General features: G+C 73.6%; 7 protein-coding genes. 2 read left to right on the top strand and 5 right to left on the bottom strand.

The window, feature by feature from the left end:
* Position 1 precedes the first annotated feature (1 nt).
* A complete protein-coding gene (locus ACTWNK_RS18200) occupies positions 2-2,074 on the bottom strand; it encodes a WD40 repeat domain-containing serine/threonine protein kinase (RefSeq protein WP_474305222.1) in 2,073 nt (690 codons plus the stop codon).
* 157 nt (positions 2,075-2,231) lie between these two features.
* Here ACTWNK_RS18200 and ACTWNK_RS18205 point away from each other — a divergent pair, with 157 nt between their 5' ends.
* Positions 2,232-3,269: an LLM class flavin-dependent oxidoreductase gene (locus tag ACTWNK_RS18205; protein ID WP_474305224.1), complete on the top strand. Its 1,038-nt coding sequence runs from the start codon at positions 2,232-2,234 to the stop codon at positions 3,267-3,269.
* A gap of 12 nt (positions 3,270-3,281) precedes the next feature.
* Here the strand turns inward: ACTWNK_RS18205 and ACTWNK_RS18210 are convergent, their stop codons facing one another.
* Genes ACTWNK_RS18210 through ACTWNK_RS18225 form a run of 4 tightly spaced genes read right to left on the bottom strand, consistent with a single transcriptional unit; the run spans position 3,282 to position 15,058 of the window.
* Complete coding sequence (locus tag ACTWNK_RS18210) at positions 3,282-3,464, bottom strand: MbtH family protein (RefSeq protein ID WP_474305226.1); 183 nt, start codon at positions 3,462-3,464, stop codon at positions 3,282-3,284.
* Between the two features lies 1 nt (position 3,465).
* Positions 3,466-8,997, bottom strand: a complete 5,532-nt coding sequence (locus ACTWNK_RS18215; protein WP_474305228.1) for a type I polyketide synthase — start codon at positions 8,995-8,997, stop codon at positions 3,466-3,468.
* Complete coding sequence (locus ACTWNK_RS18220) at positions 8,994-13,916, bottom strand: amino acid adenylation domain-containing protein (protein WP_474305230.1); 4,923 nt, start codon at positions 13,914-13,916, stop codon at positions 8,994-8,996. The genes ACTWNK_RS18215 and ACTWNK_RS18220 overlap by 4 nt, the downstream gene beginning before the upstream one ends.
* Positions 13,913-15,058: a thioesterase II family protein gene (locus tag ACTWNK_RS18225; protein WP_474305232.1), complete on the bottom strand. Its 1,146-nt coding sequence runs from the start codon at positions 15,056-15,058 to the stop codon at positions 13,913-13,915. Before ACTWNK_RS18225 ends, ACTWNK_RS18220 begins: the two co-directional genes overlap by 4 nt.
* Before the next feature lie 410 nt (positions 15,059-15,468).
* Between ACTWNK_RS18225 and ACTWNK_RS18230 the strand changes: the two genes are divergently transcribed.
* Positions 15,469-21,891, top strand: a complete 6,423-nt coding sequence (locus tag ACTWNK_RS18230; protein ID WP_474305234.1) for an amino acid adenylation domain-containing protein — start codon at positions 15,469-15,471, stop codon at positions 21,889-21,891.
* Positions 21,892-21,903: the final 12 nt, after the last annotated feature.

Consider the following 21,903-nt stretch of genomic DNA (forward strand, 5'->3'; position numbering starts at 1 on the left):
CCTACTTCTGGCCGGGCCGCCTGGCGACCGCCAGGCTCCACACCTGCAGGGCGTCCTTCCAGTGCGAGACCGCGACCGGCACGCCGTTCAGCTCGCACACCGTCACCGCGGTGTCGGCGTTGCCGGTGAAGGACGCGCCGAACGGCCTGCCCTTGGCCAGGTCCCACACGTGCAGCCTGTCGTCGGCGGAGTGCGCGGCCACGGCCAGGGGGGTGGAGTCGAGCGTCGTGGTGGCGATGTCGTAGACGCCCCGGTCGTCCGGGCTGGCCGCGGAGAAGGGCCAGGAGCGCAGGCGTTTGCCGCTGTCGGGGTTCCAGGTGCGCAGGGTGGCGTCCTGGTGCGCGGTGACCAGAACGTCCTTCCCGCCGACCTCGGCGGTGGCGAACGCGTCGATGCCGCCGACCTCGCCGGTGCCGAACTTCGTGCGCAGCATGCCGGTGGCCAGGCTCCACGAGCGCACGGTCTCGCGGCCGTCGCCGGTCAGCATCGTGGTGCCGACGAAGGCGACGTCCTCGATGCCCTGCCAGTGGCTGGTGTCGGTGCGTCCCGTCTGGCGGCCCGTGCGCATGTCCCACAGGCGCATCGAACCCCGGTAGTCGTTCATGTAGTCGTACTTCTGCGACACCGCGACCGCCCGCCCGGCGCTGACGGCGACCGCGATGACGCCGTTGTTGGCCTGGTGCCCGGCGATCGGGTCGCCGGTGCGCAGGTCGCGCAGGCGCATGGCGCCCGCCGAGTTCCCGTAGGCGATCACCGGCACGCCGTCGAGCAGGCCCGTCGCGACCCGGCCCTTGCCGCGCGTCTCGGTGTGCCTGCGCAGCAGTTCGCCGCTGTCGAGGTCCCACACGGCCAGGACGCCGTTGTCGTGCGCGGTGATGACGAGCGTCCTGCCGTCGAGCGTGGCCGAGGTCAGATCGGTCAGCACGCCTCCCGCCTGGCCCAGCGGGATCGGCGGGCGCGCCTCGGTGCCGAACGCCGGGGCGGCAGGAGGAAGGGGCGTGCCGGTCGCCGCGACCGGCGTGTGCGATGCGGGCACCCCCGTCGTACCGGCGGCGACCGGGGTCGCGGTGGGGACCGGCAGCAGGGCGATCACCCGGGGGACCGCGACGAACGCCAGCGGCACGGCCAGCAGGGCGACGCCTCCGGCCGCGAGCGCCTTGCGCGAGACGCGCCTGCGGGGGCGGACGGGCGGGCGCTGGATCGGCGCGGCCGGATCAGTGCCCCGATCAGTGCCGGGATCCGTGCCCGGATCCGGAGGAGGGGGCGTGGTGGGGGTGAACGTCGTGGGGGCGGGGTCGGCCGGTAAGGGGCGGTGGCGGCTCAGGGTGTCGCGGATCTCCGGCAGGCCGGGCCGGGCGGCGGGGTCCTTGGCCAGGCAGGCGGCCAGCAGGGGCGCCAGCGACTGCGGCACCCCGGACAGATCGGGCTCCCGGTGCAGAATGGAATGCAGCACGGCCGGAATCGTCGTCCCGGTGAACGCGGCATGCCCGCTCGCCGCGTACACCATCGTGCACGCCCAGCCGAACACGTCCGAAGGCGGCCCGCTCTCGGGCCCCTCGATCTGCTCGGGCGACATGTACTGCGGCGTACCGAAGATCCCGGCGGTCACCGCGCTGAGGTCCAGGTCCCGTGCGATGCCGAAGTCGATCACCACCGGGCCTTCGGCCGTCATCAGCACATTGACCGGCTTGAGGTCGCGATGCACGATCCCGGCCCGGTGGATGGCCTCAAGGGCGTTGACCGTGGCCATCGCCAGCCGCTCCAGGCTGCTCCCGGTGCGCGGCCCCTCGGCCTTGACCAGCTCCTGAAGGGTGACGCCCGAGACGAACTCACTGACGATGTACGGCCTGCCGTCGGCGGTGACGCCCGAGCCGAGCACACTGGCCGTGCAGAAGGGCGCGACCCGGCGCGCGGCCTCGGCCTCGCGCAGGAAACGGCGGTTGGCCTCGGAGTCGTCGGCGTGCCGCGCGTGCAGGAGCTTGACGACGACGGACCGGCCGTCCGGGCCTTCGGCGCGGTAGACGATGCCCTGGCCGCCTTCGCCGAGCACTTCCAGCAGGTGGTAGCCGCCCACGTCGTCCGGCTCCCCCGGTCGAAGTGGCCTAAGGCCGGGCAAGGTCACCAGACGACCCTAGCCGATGCCCAATCCCACTTCATGCTCCTTCATCGTGTCATTCTCCGGCCGGTTCGCGAGATGATGCCGATGCAGATCTTGTGACGAGGAGGCGGCCGTGCGTCTTGGCTTCAGCATCGGAACCCTTGGCCCCGTGGCGGCGGCGCCCGAGGATCAGCTCACGCTGGTCAGGGAGGCCGAACGGCTGGGCTACGCCTCGGTCTGGGCGTCGGAGGGCTACGGTGCCGACCCGGTGACCACGATGGCCTGGCTGGCCGCGGGCACGACGCGCATCGAGCTCGGCACCGGCGTCGTCCAGGTGACCGGCCGCACCGCCGTCGCCACCGCCATGGCCTCGGCCACCCTCGACCGGCTGTCGGGCGGGCGCTTCCTGCTCGGCCTCGGCGTGTCCGGCCCCCAGGTCACCGAGGGCTGGCACGGCCGCCGCTACGACCGCCCGCTCGCCCACCTGCGCGACTACACCTCCGTCGTACGGCTGGCGCTCTCCCGCGAGCCGGTGCGGCACCGGGGCGAGACGATCGAGCTGCCGCTGCCCGGCGGCAGCGGCAAGGAGCTCAGCCTGGCGATCGGCCCGGTACGCGACCCGCTGCCGATCCACCTGGCCGCCATGGGCCCCAAGGCCGTCGCCCTGGCCGGTGAGATCGCCGACGGCTGGCTGCCCATCCACTTCCCGCCGCAGCACCTGGCCGAGTCGATGGAGCACCTGCGACGCGGCGCCGCGCTCGCCGGGCGCGACGCCTCCCGGATCGCGGTCTCGCCGATGGTGATGGCCATGGTCGACGACGACGCCGACTACGCCCGCGACATGGTGCGGCCGATGCTCGCCCTCTATCTCGGCGGCATGGGCACCAGGTCGGTCAACTTCTACAACCGGCTGGCCCACAGCCTCGGGTACGCCGAGGCCGCCGTCCGCGTGCAGGAGGCCTACCTGGAGGACGGGCTCGGCGCCGCCATGGACGAACTGCCCGACGACCTGCTGGACGAGCTGGCCCTGTGCGGCACGCCAGGCCGGGTGCGCGAACGGCTGGCCGAGTACGGCAAGGCCGGGGCGAGCACGGTGATCGTCGGGCTGGCCGCACCCAGCCTCGACGACCGGATCGAGCAGCTCGGCCTGCTGGCCGAGCTGCTCACCTGATGCCGGGCGGGCTCAGCCCTCGCGCAGGCTCAGCGGGCGCATGTCGGTCCACACCTCGTCGATGTGGTCGAGGCAGAGCTGCCGCTCACCCTCGAACCCGGTCGCCCGCCAGCCCGCGGGCAGCTCGCGACCGGCGAGCCAGATCGAGTACTGCTCCTCGTGGTTGACCACCACGCGGTAGGTGCGTTCCGTCATGTCAGCTCCTGGCCTGCCTGGGCTGGCGGGTGATGCCCGCCGGGGCCTCTTCCTTGCTCGACTGTGCCTGCTCGCCGCCGCGCAGCTCGGTGACCAGCGCGCCCATCCCGACGACGGTCGGCACCTGGAACAGGCTGCGCATCGGCAGCCGCACGCCGAGCTTCTTGCGGATGAGCGCGATGAGCTGCACCGCGACCAGTGAGTTGCCGCCGAGCTCGAAGAAGTCGTCCTCGACGCTGACCCGCTTGGTGCCGAGCACCTCGCCCCACAGCCCGGCGAGCGTCGACTCCAGCTCGTTGCGCGGCGCCACGTGCCCGGCGGCGTCGTCGTCGGCCTGCTCGCCGTGACCCGAGGCGGCGGCTTCGAGGTCCTGCTCGACGCTGTCCTTGGTCAGCTTGCGCACGCCCGCGACGAACTCGGGCAGCGGTGTGGCGTTGACCACGACCTGGACCCCGGCCTGACCGCCGAGCAGGCGGCGGAAGGCCTCGGCGCCGAGCACGGGTGAGATGCCCCTTCTCGCGCCTTCGACGTCGAGCGCGACACCGGCCGCGGCCGACTCCTCGCTCACCTCCTGCTGATCGGCGCTGGCCCGCGCCCCCTCGTCCACGCCCGCGGCGACGGCGGTGCCGTCCACCCGGCGCAGCACGAACTCGGAGATCTCCACGAGCCTGGACCCGGCCTCGTCGTAGAGCGTGATGTCCACGGCGATCACCTCGCCGCCCTCGCCGCCGTCGCGGTGCCTGGCATGGCTCCACACCTTGGCCGGGAGCGGCGCGTACGCGGTGAGCCTGCCGTAGCCGAGCGGCAGGTAGCTGTGCTCGCCCGCCTCGCTGACGAAGGCGGTGGCCTCGTCGAGCAGAGCCGGGTGCAGGCCGTACGCGCCGAGTTCGGCGGCGGTCTCGGGGGCCGCCTCCAGCTGGGCGAGCTCCTCGCCGAGGCCCTGGGCGACCGAGCGCAGGCTGCGCCAGCGCGGGCCGAAGGTGACCAGGCCCGACGCGGAGGCGAACATGTCGCCGCCGCGCGAGCCGTAGCCGCAGCGCGCGCGTACCTCGGCGAGGCTTTCGGCCTGGCCGCCCGAGGGCAGGACCCAGGCCGCCGCGCCCCTGGCGTGCGGGCGCGCGACGCCGCCGACGACGCTGACCACCTCGAAGTCGGCGCCCTCCGCCGTGGCGGTGAGCAGCACCCGCAGTTCGACCGACGCCTCCTGGGCGACCGACAGCGGAGCGACGAACGCGACGTCGCGCAGTTCGACGACGTGCCCGTCGGCCGGGCTCGCCACCACGGCGGCGAAGGCGGCCCTCGCGCTCTCCAGGTACCCGGTGCCGGGCATGACGGGCACACCGGCCACGCGGTGCTCGTCCAGGATCCAGTGGGTGGCGGGCGAGAGCCTGCCGCCGCACCAGGCCAGCCTGTCGCCGCCCTGCTCGTGCGCCTGGGTGAGCAGCGGGTGCTCGAGCGCGGTGACCCGGTCGCCGCGCTGCAGGGCGCGGAAGGCCTTGGGCGCCTCCACCTCGGCCGCCATGCCGACCTCCAGCCACGCCCCCCAGTTGACCGAGAGCACACGCCCCGGCCAGGTGGCGGCGTAGGCGTCGAGGAAGGCGTTGGCCCCGCAGTAGTCGACCTGGCCGAAGCCGCCCGCGACCGCAGTGACCGAGGAGCACAGCACGACGAAGTCGAGGTCGAGATCGCCGAAGGCCGCGCGCAGCGCCAGGGTGCCCGCCAGCTTGGGCGCCATCACGGCGCGTGCCGCCTGCCTGTCCTTCACCTCGGCCATGCCGCCGCCGGGCAGCCCGGCCGCGTGCACGATGCCGTCGACGCGGCCGAACGCGGCCAGCGCCTGCTCGCGTACTGCGCGCAGTGCGGCCTCGTCGCTCACGTCGGCGGCGGCGACCAGCACCTTGGCCCCGGCCGCCTCCATCCGCGTGATCGCCTGGATCGCCCTGGCCGTACGGTCGCCGCCCTCGGCCAGCGCCTGCCACTCCTGCCTCGGCGGGAGCCCGGTACGGCCGAGCAGCACCAGCGCGCCCGCCGTCCTGGCCGCGATGTCCTCGGCCAGCGTCAGGCCGATGCCGCCGAGCCCGCCGGTGATGACGTACACGCCGCCCTGACGCAGCGATCCGGCGCCGCCGTGCTCGCCGGGCAGGGCGACCGCCTGGTACTCACGCGTCCACCTGCGGCCGGACCGGAACACCACGGGCGAGGGCGGCGTGCCTTCGGCGGGAGCGTCCAGCGCCGGGTCGCGGGCCAGTTCGGCCAGGACGCGGGTCACGTCCGCCGAGGCGTTCTGCACGTCGAGGTGGCGTACCGACAACCACGACGCCTCCAGCGGGAGCACGCTCGCGATGCCGGTCACGGTGGCGTGCTCGGGCCTGCGCACGTCCGGCCCGAGGACCGGCTGGGTGCCCTCGGTGAGGACGTCGAGGTGCACCTCGCCCTCCCTGTCGGCCTGGGCGAGCGCCTGGTAGAGGTCGAGCAGGCTGAAGAAGCCGTCGTCCTGGGCCGCCCATGTCGGCTCGGCGCCTTCGGCGGGTTCGCCGTCGAGCGCCCAGGCGTGCACGATCCTGGCCGGGACGCCGGTCTCGGCCAGCAGCCGCTCGTGGTCCTCGCGCGAGCCGGGCCGCACGCTGACGGTGCCGTCCGCGGCGAGGCCGTACTCCTCGCCCCGTACGACGGCGCGCACGTCGGCGCCCGCGGCACGCAGCGCGGTCAGCAGCGGCTCGGCGGCGGGCCCGGCGAACACCAGCAGGCGCGCACCCGCGAGCGCGGCCCCGCCGTCGGCGGTGAACAGCGGCGCCTGCCGCCAGACCGGCAGGCTGGACCACTCCTCGATCGGCAGCGCCCCGCTCCTCGGCGGCCTTGGGTAGATCAGCTCGGGATCGGCCAGGATCGGCACCCAGTGCCTGGCCCGCTCGAACGGATAGGTGGGCAGCGGCACCCGGCGTCCTGGCTCGCCGAAGGCGTCGTCGTCCAGCGCCGCGCCCGAGGCCCAGAGCGCCCCGGCCGCACTGTAGATGACCTTCAGGTCGGTGCCGGGATCGGTCGGGCCTGGCAGGCTGGGCAGCGGGGCGGCGGCGCCCTGCGGCAGCTGCGGCCTGACCAGCCCGGCGAGCTGACGGCCGGGACCGCACTCGACGATCGTCCACTCGCCCTCGGCCACCAGCGTCGCCACGCAGTCGCCGAAGCGCACGGCCGCACGCAGGTGCCCGGCCCAGTACGCCGGGTCGACGGCCTCGTCGGCGGTGATCCACGTGCCGCTCACATTGGACAGGAACGGCAGCACGGGCGCGCGGCGCTCGGTCGCGGCCACGACCCAGTGGAACTCGCCCAGGATCGGGTCCATCATCGCCGAGTGGAAGGCGTGCGAGGTGCGCAGCAGCGTGCGCCCGACACCGGCCTCCTTCAGCCGCTCGGCGTACTCCTCGACCAGGTCGGAGGGCCCGGCGACCACGCACGCGCCGGGCCCGTTGACGGTCGCGACCGACACCCCGTCCGGCAGGTCGCCCCGCACCTCGCTCTCGTCCAGGCGTACGGCCAGCATCGAGCCGGTCGGCACGCTCTGCATCAGCCTGCCTCTGGCCGCGACCAGGCGCAGGGCGTCGGGCAGGGCGAAGACGCCCGCGACGGTGGCGGCGACGTACTCGCCGATGCTGTGGCCGATCATCGCGGCGGGCTCGACGCCCCACGAGCGCCACAGCGCCGCCAGCGCGTACTCGACCGTGAACAGCGCGGGCTGGGTCAGCTCGGTGCGGCGAAGGCGCTCGTCGGCCGCCTCCTTGTCCTGCGCCGAAGGGAAGAGCAGTTCGCGCAGGTCGAGGCCGAGTTCGGGGCGCAGCAGCTCGGCGCACTCGTCGACGGCGTCGGCGAACACCCGCTCGGTGCGGTACAGCTCGGCGCCCATCCCGGCGTACTGCGCGCCCTGGCCGGAGAACAGCCAGGCCACACGGGGAGCGCCCGCCTTGCCCTTGACCAGGCGCTTGGGGTCGCCGAGCGCGCGCACGGCGTCGGCCGCGCTGTCGGCGACGACGACCGCCCTGTGCTTCATCGTCTTGCGCCCGACGGCCAGCGTGTGGGCGACGTCGGCCAGGTGCAGGTCGTCGTCGGCGAGCCGGTCGGCCAGCCTGCTCGCCATGGCGGCCAGCGCCGACGGCGTACGGGCCGACAGGCGCAGCAGGTGGTGCCCGCGGTGCTCGCGCGCGAACGGATCGAGCGGCGGCGCCTCCTCCAGCACCACGTGCGCGTTCGTCCCGCCGATGCCGAACGAGCTGACGCCCGCGCGGCGCGGCACGCCGTTGGACTTCCACGGCGTGAGCGAAGCGGCGACGTGGAAGGGGTTCTCGCCGAACGGGATCTGCGGATTGGGCCGCTCGTAGTTGAGCGAGGGCGGGATGAGGCCGTTCTCGATCGACAGCACCGTCTTGGTCAACCCGGCGATGCCCGCGGCCGGGCCGAGATGGCCGATGTTCGTCTTGACCGAGCCGATCGCACACCAGCCCGCGTCCGTGGTGTCGCGGCTGAACACACTCGACAGTGCGCTGACCTCGATGGGGTCGCCGAGCGAGGTGCCGGTGCCGTGCGCCTCCACATAGGTCACCGTGCGCGGGTCGACGCCCGCGACGGCGAGCGCGTTGGCGACCGCGACGGCCTGTCCCTCGGCGCTCGGCGCGGAGAACCCGGCCTTGGAGGCGCCGTCGTTGTTGATGGCGTTGCCCCGGATGACCGCCCTGATGTGGTCGCCGTCGGCGATGGCGTCCGACAGGCGCTTGAGGGTGGCGACGCCGCCACCGCCGCCCCAGATGGTGCCCTTGGCCGCGGCGTCGAAGGCACGGCAGTGCCCGTCGGCCGCGTAGATGCCGCCCTCGCTGTACTGGTAGCCCCACTCGGGCGGCATCTCGATGGAGACGCCGCCGGTCAGCGCCATGTCGCACTCGCCCGCGCGCAGCGCCTCGCAGGCCACGTGCACCGCGACGAGGGAGGAGGAGCAGGCGGTGTGCAGGGTGAGGCTGGGGCCGCGCAGGTCGAGCTTGTAGGAGACGAGCGTGGCCAGGTAGTCGGGGTGGTTGCCGGTGTAGATGGCCAGGTTGCCGACCGAGGCGTGCGTCTTGCGGTCGCGCCTGATGAACACCCACTGGTACTCGTCGGAGCCGATGGCGCCGTAGACGCCGACGTCACCGGCGTAGCGCGAGGGGTCGTACCCGGCGTCCTCCAGCGCGGTGTGCGCGAGTTCGAGGAACATGCGCTGCTGCGGGTCGCGCAGCTCGGTCTCACGGGGCGACATACCGAAGAAGGCGGCGTCGAGCGAGCCGTAGTCGTCGGCGATGGAGGCGGCCCTGACGAAACTCGGGTCGTCGAGCAGGTAGTCGGGCACGCCGAGCTCGGCCTGCTCCTCGCGGGTGTAGAAGCGCACCGACTCCACGCCGCCCACCAGGTTGCGCCAGAACGACGGCACGTCCACGGCCCCGGGCAGGCGGCAGGCGAGCCCGATGACCGCGATCGGTTCGACCGATGGCTCGTCGTCGTGTTCGGGACCTGTCATCGTTGGTTCTCCTGTCTGGCCTGGTCAGGCCGGCGCGAAGCGTTCCTGGCACGGCTTGCGGCGATCCGCCGGGCGGCGCGGTCGGAACCTGGGGCTACTCGTGCGCCGTCGAGATGGGCGGCGAGCGAGCGGACTGTGGGATGGCGGAACAGCTCCACGATCGGCACCTCACGGCCGAGCGGTCCGCTCAGCCGTGCCTGGACCTGCGCGGTGGCGAGGGAGTGGCCGCCGATGTCGAAGAAGTTCTCGTCCAGGGCGATCCTGGGCAGGCCGAGCACCTCACGCCAGATTCCGGCGACGATGCGCTCGGTGGGGCCCGCCGGGTCCGCCGTCCTGGCGGGCGCGGGCCTGGGCGGCGGCGCGGGCAGTGCGGCACGGTCGAGCTTGCCGTTGGCGGTGAGCGGCAGTGCGGGCAGCAGGACGACCTCGGCGGGCACGGCGGCGTCTGGCAGCTGGGCACGCAGGTGCCGCAGCAGGTCGGCGGCGCGGGTGGCCGCGCTCGACGGCACGGCGTATGCACGCAGCACGGCGGCGCCCTGATGGTCGGCGAGTGTCGCGGCGGCGGCTCTGACCTGGGGGTGGGCGGCGAGAGCGCGTTCGATCTCGCCGAGCTCGACCCGGTGGCCGCGTACCTTGACCTGTCCGTCGGCCCGCCCGGCGAGCACCACGTCGCCCTGGGCGTCGTAGCGGCCCAGGTCGCCGGTGCGGTAGCCGCGCACGCCGTCGGGGCCGGTGAGGAAGCGGCCGGACGTGAGGGCGTCGTCGAGGTAGCCGTCGGCCAGCCGCTCGCCCCTGACCACCACCTCGCCGAGCTCACCCACGGCGGCCTCGCGGCCCGAGCGCGTGCGCACGAGCAGCTCGGCCCCTTCGACGCCGCGCCCGACGGGCACCGCGTCCGCGCCTTCGGTGCGCTCGCCCGGCTCGTACAGGGCCTGCAGCTGGGGCGTCTCGGTGGTGCCGTACCCGTTGACGAGCCTGGCCGACGGCGCGAGGACGCGGATCCTGGCCAGGTCGGCCCAGCCGAGCCGGTCGCCGCCGAGCACCACCAGGCGCAGGGCGGGCAGCACGACACCCGCCGCGGCGACGAGCAGGGCCAGCTGCGGGGTGAGGTGGGCGACGGTGATCTCCTGATCGCGCAGCCAGCGTGCCAGCATGCCCGGGTCGCGCACGGCCTCCTGCTCGGGCACGTGCAGCCTCGCGCCGAGCACGAGCGGCACGAACGCGTCCCGCAGCAGCGGGTCGTGCGCCAGCCCCGCCAGCAGCGCGAATCTGTCGTCCGCCGTGAGCCCGAACGCCCTGGGGTACCAGTCGAGGAATCGGGCCAGCGGAAGTTCACCGGTACGCACCGGTTTGGGGTCGCCGGTCGTGCCGGAGGTGAAGGAGAGGTAGCCCCGCCGGTCGGCGGGCACGGGGACGGGGCCGCCGCCCGCGCCCGCCCGCGGCAGGTGGGCGAGCTCGGCGGGCGTGCCGACGCCCGGACAGGCGAGCAGCGCACGTGCCCGTACGGCCGAGGCCTGGGCGGCGAGCTTGGCGCCGGGCAGCGCCGGATCGAGCACCGCCCACCGCGCCCCCGAGGCCAGCACGCCGAGCAGCAAGGCGGGCAGTTCGCAGCGCCGTGCGGCCAGCACCCCGACGCTCATGTCGTCGTCGGCGGCGAGGCCGCGCGCGGTCTCCAGGGCGAGTGCGGCCACCTCGCCGTAGGTCAGCGTGCCGCCCGCACCGGTGATCGCGACGCGCTCCGGATGCTCCGCGGCCCTGGCGAGCACCCGTTCGACCAGCCCGTCCCCGTCCCAGGCGGCGTCAGGCGCCTCCCGCATCCCGGCCTCGGGCCGCATCGGGGCGAGCCCGGCGGGCGCGGCCGGATCGCCGGTCAGCCGGTCGAGCACGGCCAGGTAGCCCGCCAGCAGCGCCCGCACCCGCTCGGCCCGATACAGCCGAGGGTTGTAGACGGCCTGAAGGACGTAACGCCCCTCCCGCTCCCCGACGTACAGGGTGAGGTCGAACAGCGACCCGGGCAGTCCGGGCGTCATCGGCTCGGCGCGGAGTCCGGGCAGGTCGAGACGCGGCTCGGTGAAGTCGTACATGTTGAACAGCACCTGGACGAGCGGATTGCGCGACAGGTCGCGGGCGGAGCTGAGCCGGTCGACGACGCGTTCGAGACGCACGTCCAGATGGGTCATCGCATCGGCGAGCGTCTGCCCGCACCGCACGACCTGCGCCTCGAACGACTCCTCGCCCGACACCCGCAGCCGCAGCGGCACGACCTGCACCAGACAGCCGACCAGCGGCGCGAACGCGGGCAGCCTGCGGTCGGCGACCGGAGCGCCGATCACCAGGTCGCCGGCCCCGGTCAGCCTGGACACCACCTGCGCGAACGCCGCCAGCATGACCGAGTACGGCGTCGCCCCGAGCCTGGCGGCCAGCGCCCGTACGGCCGCGCCGGTCGAGGCGCCGGTCTCGGCATGCGCCGCCGCGCCGTCGAACGTCTGCACCGGCGGCCTCGGCAGGTCGCGCGGCAGGTCGAGCACCGGCGGGACGCCGTCGAGCGCGGCGGCCCACCAGTCGTCGTCCTGCCTGTCCGCCAGCCACGAGGCGTAGGCGGCGAACGTCGTGGCCTGCCCGGCGAGGGCCCGCCCCCGGTAGGCGAGCGAGAGGTCGTCGTAGAGCACCTGCTGCGACCAGCCGTCGAACACGATGTGATGCGCGGTGATCGCCAGCACGTGGTCGTCCTCGCCCAGGCGCAGCAGCGCCGCACGCCACAGCGGCCCGCCCGCCAGGTCGAACGGCACGGCCGCCTCGGCCCCGAGCCAGGCGTCCACATCGGCGTCCGGGTCGTCGAGCACGGGCAGCGCCACCTCGCCCGGCGGATCGACGAGCACCTGCGGCACGCCGCCCTCGTCGCGCACCCTCCAGCGCAGCACCTCGTGCCGCTCGGCGACCACGCGCAGCGCCCCCCGCAGGGCGTCCAGGTCCAGCCCCCCGCGCAGCCGCTGCGCCATGGCGATGTTGTGCACCGGGGTGCCGGGCGCGAGACGTTCGACGAACCACATGCGCCGCTGGGTGGCGCTCAGCACGGCGGGAACGTTTACCGGCAGGTCCTGCTCGGGCGCGGCGTCCTCGACCCGCAGGGCCAGTCCCGCCACCGTCCTGCCGATGAGCACGTCCTCGACCGCGACGTCCTTGCGCAGGGCCGAGCGCAGGGCGGCGACCAGGCGCATGGCCAGCAGCGAGTGCCCGCCGCATGCGTAGAAGTCGGCGTCGTGGCCGGGCGGCTCGGTGCCGAAGACCGAAGCCCACGCCTCTGCGACGGCCCGCTCGGCCTCGGTGCGGGGCGCGTGGACCGCGCCGGCGGCCTCGCCGGTGCGGGCGGGCTCGGCGGCGAGCGCGGCCATGTCCACCTTGCCTGCCACGGTCAGCGGCAGCACGGGCAGCCGGACGAGCGCGGTCGGCGTCATGTACGCGGGCAGCCGTCGCAGGCAGTGCGCCCTGACCTCCGCCAGGTCAGGCGCGTCTGCCGGGGTGAGGTAGGCGGTGAGCTCCTTGCGGCCGTCGGGCCCTTCGCGCAGGTCGGCCACGGCCTGGCCGACGCCCGGATGGGCGCGCAGCACGGCCTCGACCTCGCCCATCTCCACACGCTGGCCCTGTACCTTGACCTGCCGGTCGAGCCTGCCGATGAAGGCGATGCGCCCTTCGGCGTCGAGCGCCACCTTGTCGCCGGTGCGATACATCCGGGAGCCGGGCGGGCCTTCGGGGTCGGGCACGAACCGCTCGGCCGTGAGCGCGGGCCTGCCGAGGTAGCCCGTGGCGAGTTGCGCGCCGCCGATGCACAGCTCGCCTGCCGTACCCGGAGGGCAGGGGTCGAGGGAGTCGTCCAGCACGCGGGCGGTGCTGCCCGGCAGGGCGTGGCCGATGGGGAGCGGTCGCTCCCAGGAGCCGGACAGTTCGGTGCCGACCACGCACACGGTCGTCTCGGTGGGGCCGTACCAGTTGTGGAAGCGTCTGGCGCCCGGGCGTGACCAGCGCTGGACCTGCTCGGGTCCGGCGGGTTCGCCCGCGGTGAGGACGTCGCGCAGGGTGGGCAGGCGGTCCGGGTCGAGCAGGGGGAGCAGGGCGGGCGGGATGGTGCCCCAGGTGACCTCGTGCGCTTCGAGGAAGCGTTGCAGGCGGGCCGGGTCGACGCGGTCGCCGTCCGGTGCGAACATCACCGCACCGCCGTGCGCGAGCGGTGCGAACACGTCGAGCACCGAGACGTCGAACCCCAGGGCGGCGAACCCGATGCTGCGGCACCCGGCCCCGAGGTCGAAGCCGCCGCCCGCCATCCGGACGAACGCGACGGCGGCCCGGTGCGAGACCACGACCCCCTTGGGCCTGCCCGTCGACCCCGAGGTGTAGAGCACATAGGCGGCATGTCCCGCCTCGACCCGCGACCATCGCACATCGAGCGGGTCCACGCCCGGTTCGGCCTCGGGCCCGACCTGTCCGTCCCGAGGCCCGGACAGCTCCACGCCCGGCTCGTCCCGAGGCCCGAGCAGTTCCACCCCCGCGAAGGCGAGCAGGTCCGCCCCCTCGGTGTCGGCCACCACCAGCCCGATGCCCGCGTCCTCCAGCACGTCGCGTAATCGCGCCTCGGGATGGCCGGGATCCAGCGGCACGTACGCGCCGCCCGCGATCATCACGCCGAGCGCCGCGACCAGCAGATCGGGCGTGCGCCGGGCGCACACGCCGACCCTCGTCCCGGGCCCCACGCCGGAGGCGCGCAGCCGTACGGCCAGGGCGCCGGCGGCGCCGGTCAGCTCGCGGTAGGTCAGCCGCGCCTGCCACTGCCTGACCGCGAGCGCGTCCGGCGTGCGCGCGGCCTGCTCCAGTACGAGCCCGTGCAGCAGGCCGGGCACGGAGGCCGGGAAGACGGGCGCGCTCATCGCGTGCGCCCAGCGGGGACGTCGAGCCGCAGCAGCGGGTGCTCGTCGTCGGCGGCCACGGCCATCACGGCCTCACCTTCGGGAGTGGGAAGCGACAGCAGCAGCACGCGCCAGCCGTCGAACGAGGGCCGCCATTCCTCGCGGGCGGCGAGATCGGGGAAGTCGAAGTCACGCGGATCGAGGCCCGTCGCCGAGGCCAGCGCCCGCTTGGCGGCGGCGGCCCGCGCGCCGAGCCACTCGCGCTCCTCCTCGGCGGCCGACCCGATCCATTCGAGCTCGCCCTCCCCGAGCAGCTCACGGTCGGCCCCGAGCGGCCCCACACCGCGTACGGCGACGCCGCCGCCCTGCGCGGTGGCGCTCATCGCACCCGGCTCGAACCGCACCCGCACCTCACGATCGGCCGTACGGCCCAGGCCCGCCCCGGTGTCCTCGGCGAGCAGCGCGGCCAGGTCGCGTGCGCTCTGCCTGAGGAAGAAGTGCCCGCCCTCGACCGTGCGCAGGGCGAACCCCGCGCTCGTGTGCCTGGCCCACCCGGCCATGTCGGCCGCGCCGACCTCGAGGTCATCGAGCCCGGCGAACGCCACGATCGGCACGCCGAGCGGCGCCTCCGGGGTGTGGCGGTAGTCGCGGATCCAGGTGAAGTCGGCCCGCAGCACGGGCAGCAGCAACTCCCTGAGCTCCGGCAGGTCACGCAGTTCGGGCTGGGCGCCCGCCCTCCTGATCAGCTGCTCGACGAACGCGTCGTCGGCCAGCCCGGCCGCGGCCGCGAGCGGCACCCTGCGGTCGGGCGGATGGGCCCCGCCCACGTACAGCCGCTCGGGCGGCGCGAGCCCCCGCCGCCGCAGCTCCCTGGCGACCTCGAACCCCAGCCGCGCCCCCATGCTGTGACCGTAGATCGAGTACGGCCCTTCGATACGGTCCGCGATCTCGTCGGCGATGGCCGATATGCCGAACTCGGGTGGCTCGCCGACCCGCTCCTCCCGGCCGGGCAGCTGGACCGCGTGCAGCTGGAACGCGCCATCGGCGGCCAGTCTCAGCTCCCGGTAGGCGCTCGCGGCGCCCCCCGCGAACGGCAGGCAGAACAGCGAGACGGGGGTGGGGGAGTGGTGCGGTAGTCGGATCGAGAGGTGCTCGATCGCCATACTCAAGGTGCTCCTCTGGAGGTTCACAGCCCAGGGGGAAAGGTCGGATCTATGGCGCCTGCCCGTTCACCGACCGGTCATCGAAAATGCGATATGTCCTTATAACCAGTGACACTCGACGACGTCAACCATCTTTACGGGCCTTCGTGAAGCATGGTAAGAACCTTCCCCAAAGCGGCGTTCGATGCCCCTTTGTCGACTGATGCCTGCCATCTGCGACGGTCCGGAGTGGCAGCTTTGTGGCCATCGTCGTACGGGAAACGTTTTTTGGCGATGTGTCGCCATGCCTCGACTCTGACCGGACGAATATGTATGAATGACTTCATCCATCAGAACGACGGTTGAACGCGTATGAACTACGCAATTCAACTAAACAGGCTGCGCCGTCCCCCACAGAAAGTGAGACTGGTGTGACCTCCTCGCCGGGGCTGTCCTCGAGCGACACTCAGCTTTCCGACCCCAAGCGAGCCCTGCTCGAACAGCGCCTGCGACGCCGTAAGGCAGGCGGACCGACCGGTATACCGCGCCGCGCCCCCGGCGCCGAGGTGCCGCTGTCGTTCGCCCAGGAGCGGCTGTGGTTCATGGAGCAGTTCGCGCCCGGGACCGGCGCCTACACGATCCCGCTCGTCCTGCGCCTGCGCGGCCCGCTCGACCACGGCAGACTGCAGCTCGCGCTCGACGCGGTCATGGCCAGGCACGAGGTCCTGCGCACCAGGTACCCGGCCGACCAGGACGGCAGGCCGCTCACCGTGACGGCCGACCTCGACGGCGTCGAGATGCGCGTGCTGCGGGCCGCGGGCGAGGCCGAGGCGAGCGACCTGCTCAGCGCCGAGCTGGCCAGGCCGTTCGACATCGCGGCCGAGCCGCTGGTCAGAGCCGTGCTGGTGGGCCTGGGCGAGGCCACGGACGATCACGTGCTGCTCGTCACCGTGCACCACATCGTGGCCGACGGCTGGTCCATGGAGATCCTCGCGGGCGAGCTGCGCGCCCTGTACGCGGGCGAGAACCCGCCCGAACTCGCCGTGCAGTACGCCGACTACGCGCTGTGGCAGCGCGAGCGCCCGGCCCGTGCGGCCGATCTGACCTACTGGCGCGAACGCCTGGCCGGGGTGGCGCCGCTCGACCTGCCGCTGGACGGCAGGCGCGGCGCCGAACCGACGTTCGCGGGCGACGCGCACGCCTTCAGGCTCGGCCCCGACCTGCTCGCCGGGCTGGGCGCCCTGGCCAGAGCGCACGACGCCACGCTCTACATGACGCTGCTGGCCCTCTACCAGGTCCTGCTGAGCCGGACCTGCGGCCAGCGCGACTTCGCCGTCGGCTCGCCGGTCGGCGGCCGGGCGCGCAGCGAGCTCGAACCGCTCGTCGGCCTGTTCGTCAACGTCCTGGCCATGCGCGCCGACCTGGACGGCGACCCCACCGTCGCCGAGCTCGTCGCCCGGGTCAGGAGCTCGGCGCTGGCCGCCTACGAGCACCAGGAGCTGCCGTTCGAGCAGCTCGTCGGCGAGCTCGGCGTCGTGCGCGACGTCTCGCGCACGCCCGTCTTCCAGACCGTGCTGACCCTGCAGAGCTACGCCGAAGGCGGCCAGGACGGCTGGCCGGGCCTGCTCGCCGAGCCGTTCGAGCTGGAGGCCAGGGCCGCGCGCTTCGAGCTGGAGCTCTTCCTCACCGAGCGGCACGACGGCATCGAGGCGATGTTCGTCTTCAACCGCGACCTGCTGGCCAAGGAGAGCGTCGCCGCACTCGCCGCGCACTTCGAGACGCTGCTGCGCGCCGCCGTCGCCGACCCGGACGCCCGGGTGTACGAGCTGCCGATGCTGAGCGCCGGCGAGCGCGAGCGCATCCTGGCCCACGCCGAGGGCCCGCGCGCCGCCTACCGGCACGAGGCCACGCTCGGCGAGCTGTTCGAGGAGCAGGCCGCGCGGACCCCGGACGCCGTGGCCCTCGTGTTCGAAGACGAGCCGACCACGTACGCCGAGCTGGAGCGCAGGGCCAATCGCCTGGCGCACCGGCTGCGCGCCCTCGGCGCCGGGCCGGGCACGCGGGTCGCCGTGTGCGCCGAGCGCTCGGCCGAGCTGGTGGTGAGCCTGCTCGGCGTGGTCAGGGCCGGGGCCGCCTACGTGCCGCTCGACCCCGACTACCCCGCCGACCGGCTCGACTTCATGCTGCGTGACGCCGGGGCCGCCGTCCTGCTGGTGCAGCGGGCGCTGCGCGAGGCCCTGCCGGAGACCGGCGTGCCGGTGCTGGTCATGGAGGACGACCTCGGCGACCTGCCCGAAGGCCCGCCGCCGCACACCGCGACCCCGGCCGACCCGGCGTACCTGATCTACACCTCGGGCTCGACCGGCCGTCCCAAGGGCGTGCCGAACACGCATGCCGGGATCGGCAACCGCCTGGACTGGATGCAGCGCGCCTACGGCCTGACCGAGGCCGACGTCGTCATGCAGAAGACGCCCGCCGGGTTCGACGTCTCGGTGTGGGAGTTCTTCTGGCCGCTGATCACCGGGGCACGGCTGGTGCTGGCCACGCCGGGCGGCCACCGCGACACCGCCTACCTGCGCGACCTGATCGTCGGCGGCCGTGTCACCACGATGCACTTCGTGCCCTCGATGCTGGCCGCCTTCCTGGAGGAGGAGGGCGTCGAGGCGTGCGCCGCGTCCCTGCGCCGCGTCGTGTGCAGCGGCGAGGAGCTCACCCCGACGATCGCCGCCCGCTTCTTCCAGCGCCTGCCCACCGTCGAACTGCACAACCTGTACGGCCCCACCGAGGCCGCCGTCGACGTCACCCGATGGCACTGCGTGCCGGGCGACGAACGCGTGCCGATCGGCGTGCCCGTGCAGAACACCTCCCTGTACGTGCTCGACGACGCCCTGAACCCCGTGCCCTACGGCGTGCCCGGCGAGCTGCACATCGGCGGCGTGCAGCTGGCCCTCGGCTACCACGCGCGCCCGGCCCTGACGGCCGAACGCTTCGTCCCCGACCCCTTCTCCACGACGGGCGCCCGCCTCTACCGCACCGGCGACCTGGTACGGCTGCGCCGCGACGGCGCACTCGACTTCCTCGGCCGCGTCGACCACCAGATCAAGATCCGCGGCCAGCGCGTCGAGCTCGGCGAGATCGAGGCCGTCCTGCGCGAACAGCCCGGCGTGCGCGAGGCCCTGGTGGTGGCCGTCAAGGACGGCGACACCCGCCTGGTCGCCTATGTCGTGCCCGGCCAGGACGGCGTCCAGGATCGGGTCCAGGACGGGGAGCTGCGCGCCGCGCTGAAGACGCTGCTGCCCGACCACATGGTGCCCTCCGCGTTCGTCCTCCTGGACGCCATGCCGCTCAGCCCCAACGGCAAGGCCGACCGCGCCGCCCTGCCCGCGCCTCCCCGGCCCGGCGAAGGCGCGGGCGGCAAGGGCGAGGCGCCCGCCACCCCGGCCGAGCGCGCCATCGCCGAGATCTGGCGCGAACTGCTCGACGTGCCCGAGGTCAGGGCGGGCGACGACTTCTTCGAGCTCGGCGGCCACTCGCTCGTCGCCATCCAGGTCGTCGCCAGGCTGCGCACGGCACTGCCGCACGTCGAAGGCCGGGCGATCGGCGTCATGGACCTGTTCAAGCACTCCACGGTCGCCGCACTGGCCGCACTCGTCGAAGGCCCGGCGCCCGCGCACGGCGAGCGCCGCGAACTGCTCTACGAGCTGACCAGGTCGCGTACCGCCCCCGCCCTCACCTTCGTGTGCATCCCGTACGGCGGCGGCAGCGCCCTGGTCTACCAGCCGCTCGCCGACGCCCTGCCCGAGGAGTGCGCGCTGTACTCGATGGCCTTCCCAGGCCACGACCCCGGCCGCCCCGAGGAGCCGGTGCTGCCCTTGGAGGAGGTGATCGACCTGTGTGTGCGCGAGATCCTCGACGGCATCACCGGGCCGATCGCGCTCTACGGGCACTGCGGCATCGGCGGCGCGGTCACCGTCGAGGTGGCCAGGCGGCTGGAGGCCGAAGGCCGTGACCTGGAAGCCGTCTACATCGGCGCCATCTTCCCCTTCGCCAGGCCGCAGGGCCGTATCGCGGGACCGCTCGGCAAGCTGACCAGACTGGACAGGCTGCGCGGCGACCGGGCGTACGAGAACCGGATGAAGTCGATGGGCAACGACATCTCCGGCCTGGACGAGGAGCAGGTCAGGTTCATGGTCCGCAACCAGCGCCGGGACACGCTGATCGCGGAGGAGAGCTTCACCCGGCTGCTGGCCGAGCGGGTCGACCCGCTGCGCGCCCCGGTGATCGCGGTCGTCGGCGAGCAGGACCCCGCGACCGACTACTACCGGGAGCGCTACCGTGAGTGGCACTTCCTCTCGCCGCGCACCGCGCTGGTCGTACTGGACGAGGCCGGGCACTACTTCCTGAAGTACCGCGCCGACGACCTGGCCCAGATCCTGACCAACACCCACATCGCCATGGGCTACGACGCCGCCGACGACCTCGGCAGGAGCGCGCGCGGCGAGGCTGCGGGCTGGTGGATCGAGGAGACCTCCAAGGCGGGGGACCCGCCGAAGAGCGCCGTGCGGGAGGCGCCCGCGCCCAGCATGCGGCGCTTCCTCGGCGTCTCGGCCGCCCAGCTCGTCTCCATGGTCGGCACGGCGGTCACCGACTTCGCCATCCCGATCTGGGTCTACACGACCACGGGCTCACTGGTGAACTTCGCCCTGCTGGTCGCCCTGGCGATCATGCCGGGTGTGCTGGCGGCGCCGCTGATCGGCGCGATCGTCGACCGCTCCAGCAGGCGCGCGATGATGCTGCTCGGCAACTGCCTGGCCGGTGGTGTGCAACTGCTGCTCGGCGTGCTGCTGTGGACGGGCGCGCTGGAGCTGTGGCACATCTACCCGCTCACGGCCGCCCTGTCGGTCGCGCTCATCTTCCAGCGGCTCGGCTTCACCTCGGCGCTGCCGCAGCTGGTGCCCAAGCAGTACCTGGGGCACGCGGCCGGTGTCGTGCAGATGCTGATGGGCACCTCGCAGTTCGTCGCGCCGCTGCTGGCGGTCGCGCTGCTGTCGGGCATCGGGCTCGGCGGCATCCTGGTCGTCGACGTGGTCAGCTTCGTGGTCGTGCTCGGCGTGCTGGCGCTCATCCGCTTCCCCGCCACGATGGCGCACGAGCGCAGGGAGTCGCTGGCCGCCGAGATCGCGGGCGGGTTCCGGATGTCGCTGGGCAACCGGCATCTGCGGGCCGCGCTGATCTACTTCGCGGTGCTGAACGTCATGCTGGCCGCGGTGCTGCTGTCGATCTCGCCGCTGGTGCTGTCCTTCGCCGACCTCGGCACCGCCGGGCGCATCTCGTTCGTCGGCGGGCTCGGCGCGACGGTGGGCGGTCTCGTCGTGGCGCTGTGGGGCGGGCCGAGACGGCGCCGCATGCGGGCGGTGCTGCTCGGCACCCTGCTGCTCAGTGTGTTCGCCGTCGTCACCGGCCTGCACGCCTCGCCGCTCGTCGTCGGGATCGGCGCGTTCGGCCTGTGGTGCAGCCTGTCGATCGTCAACGGCGTGTTCATGACGATCATCCATGTGAAGGTGCCGCAGCGCTTCCACGGCCGGGTCATGGCGCTCAACCAGATGATCTCCTGGTCGACGCTGCCGATCGGCATGGCCGTCGTCGCGCCGCTCGGCGAACGCCTGCTGGAGCCGCTGCTGGCCCCCGGCGGCGCGCTCGCCCCGACGGTCGGCGCGGTGATCGGCGTGGGCCCGGGCAGGGGCATCGCCTTCATGTACGTCCTGCTGGGCGTGGGCATCGCCGTACACGTGCTGGTGTCGATGCGGATCCCGCTGCTGGCCAGGTTCGACGAGGAGGTGCCCGAGGCCGAGCCCGACGACCTGGTCGGGGCGCAGGCGCTGCGCGCCAAGGCGGGCAACACGGTCAGCCTGGCCTGGACCGCCCCGGCGTTCGCCAAGGCGCTGACGATGCCGCTGAGCCGCGACAAGGCCGCCGAACTGCTCGGCGAGCCGGTCGGCGGCGTGGTGCTGCGCACAGGCGGCGAGATCAGCGCCGTGTACGAGGTGGCGACCGAGGACCGCGAGCTGATCGTCAAGCTGTACCCGGACCTGTTCACCGCCCGCATGCGCAAGGAGGCCCACGTCTACGACCTGCTGGCCGGCAGCGGTGCGCAGGCGCCATCGGTGGTACGCGCCGACGACGCCAAACGCGACCTGCCGCAGGCCTTCCTGATCATGACGAAGATCCCGGGCCGCCCGCTCTCGCAGGTCTCGGCCGGGCTCGGCGAGGCCGACGTCGAGCGGCTGTACCTGGAGATGGGACGGCTGCTGCGCAGGATCCACGGCGTGCGGGTGAGCGCGTTCGGCCCGATCGACGGCCCGCAGGAGCCGACGAACGAGGCCTACCTGGGCGGCCAGCTCGATCTGAAGATCGCGCAGTTCGCCGAGTTCGGCGGCGACGCCGATCTGCACGCCCGCCTGGTGGCCAGGGCGGCGGCCGACCGCCACCTGCTCGGCCGCTGCACCGAGCCCGTGCTGTTGCACCACGACTTCCACGAGCGCAACGTCATGGTCGAGCACAGGCAGGGCCGCTGGGAACTGACCGGCGTCATCGACGTGGAGAACGCGCTCGGCGGCGACCCCCTGATGGACCTGGCCCGCACCGACTACTTCGCCGTGCGCGGCGACACGCGCCGCCGCGAGGCCCTGCTGGCCGGGTACGGCGACCTGCCCGGCGACTGGGCGCGGCGCCTGGCCTGCTACCGGCTCTACCACGCGCTCGACCAATGGCACTGGCTGGCGACGATCGGCGAGGTCACCGCCCTCGAACCGATCACCGAGGAGATTCGCGCAGCCCTGACGGAGACCGTGTGAGGAAGGACGTGC

It is taken from the genome of Nonomuraea sp. IBHARD001 (genome assembly GCF_056106265.1).

Coding starts and splice junctions, on each gene's coding strand:
- ACTWNK_RS18210 (WP_474305226.1), bottom strand. CDS start 3,464: ATGACGGAACGCACCTACCGCGTGGTGGTCAACCACGAGGAGCAGTAC.
- ACTWNK_RS18215 (WP_474305228.1), bottom strand. CDS start 8,997: ATGACAGGTCCCGAACACGACGACGAGCCATCGGTCGAACCGATCGCG.
- ACTWNK_RS18220 (WP_474305230.1), bottom strand. CDS start 13,916: ATGAGCGCGCCCGTCTTCCCGGCCTCCGTGCCCGGCCTGCTGCACGGG.
- ACTWNK_RS18225 (WP_474305232.1), bottom strand. CDS start 15,058: ATGGCGATCGAGCACCTCTCGATCCGACTACCGCACCACTCCCCCACC.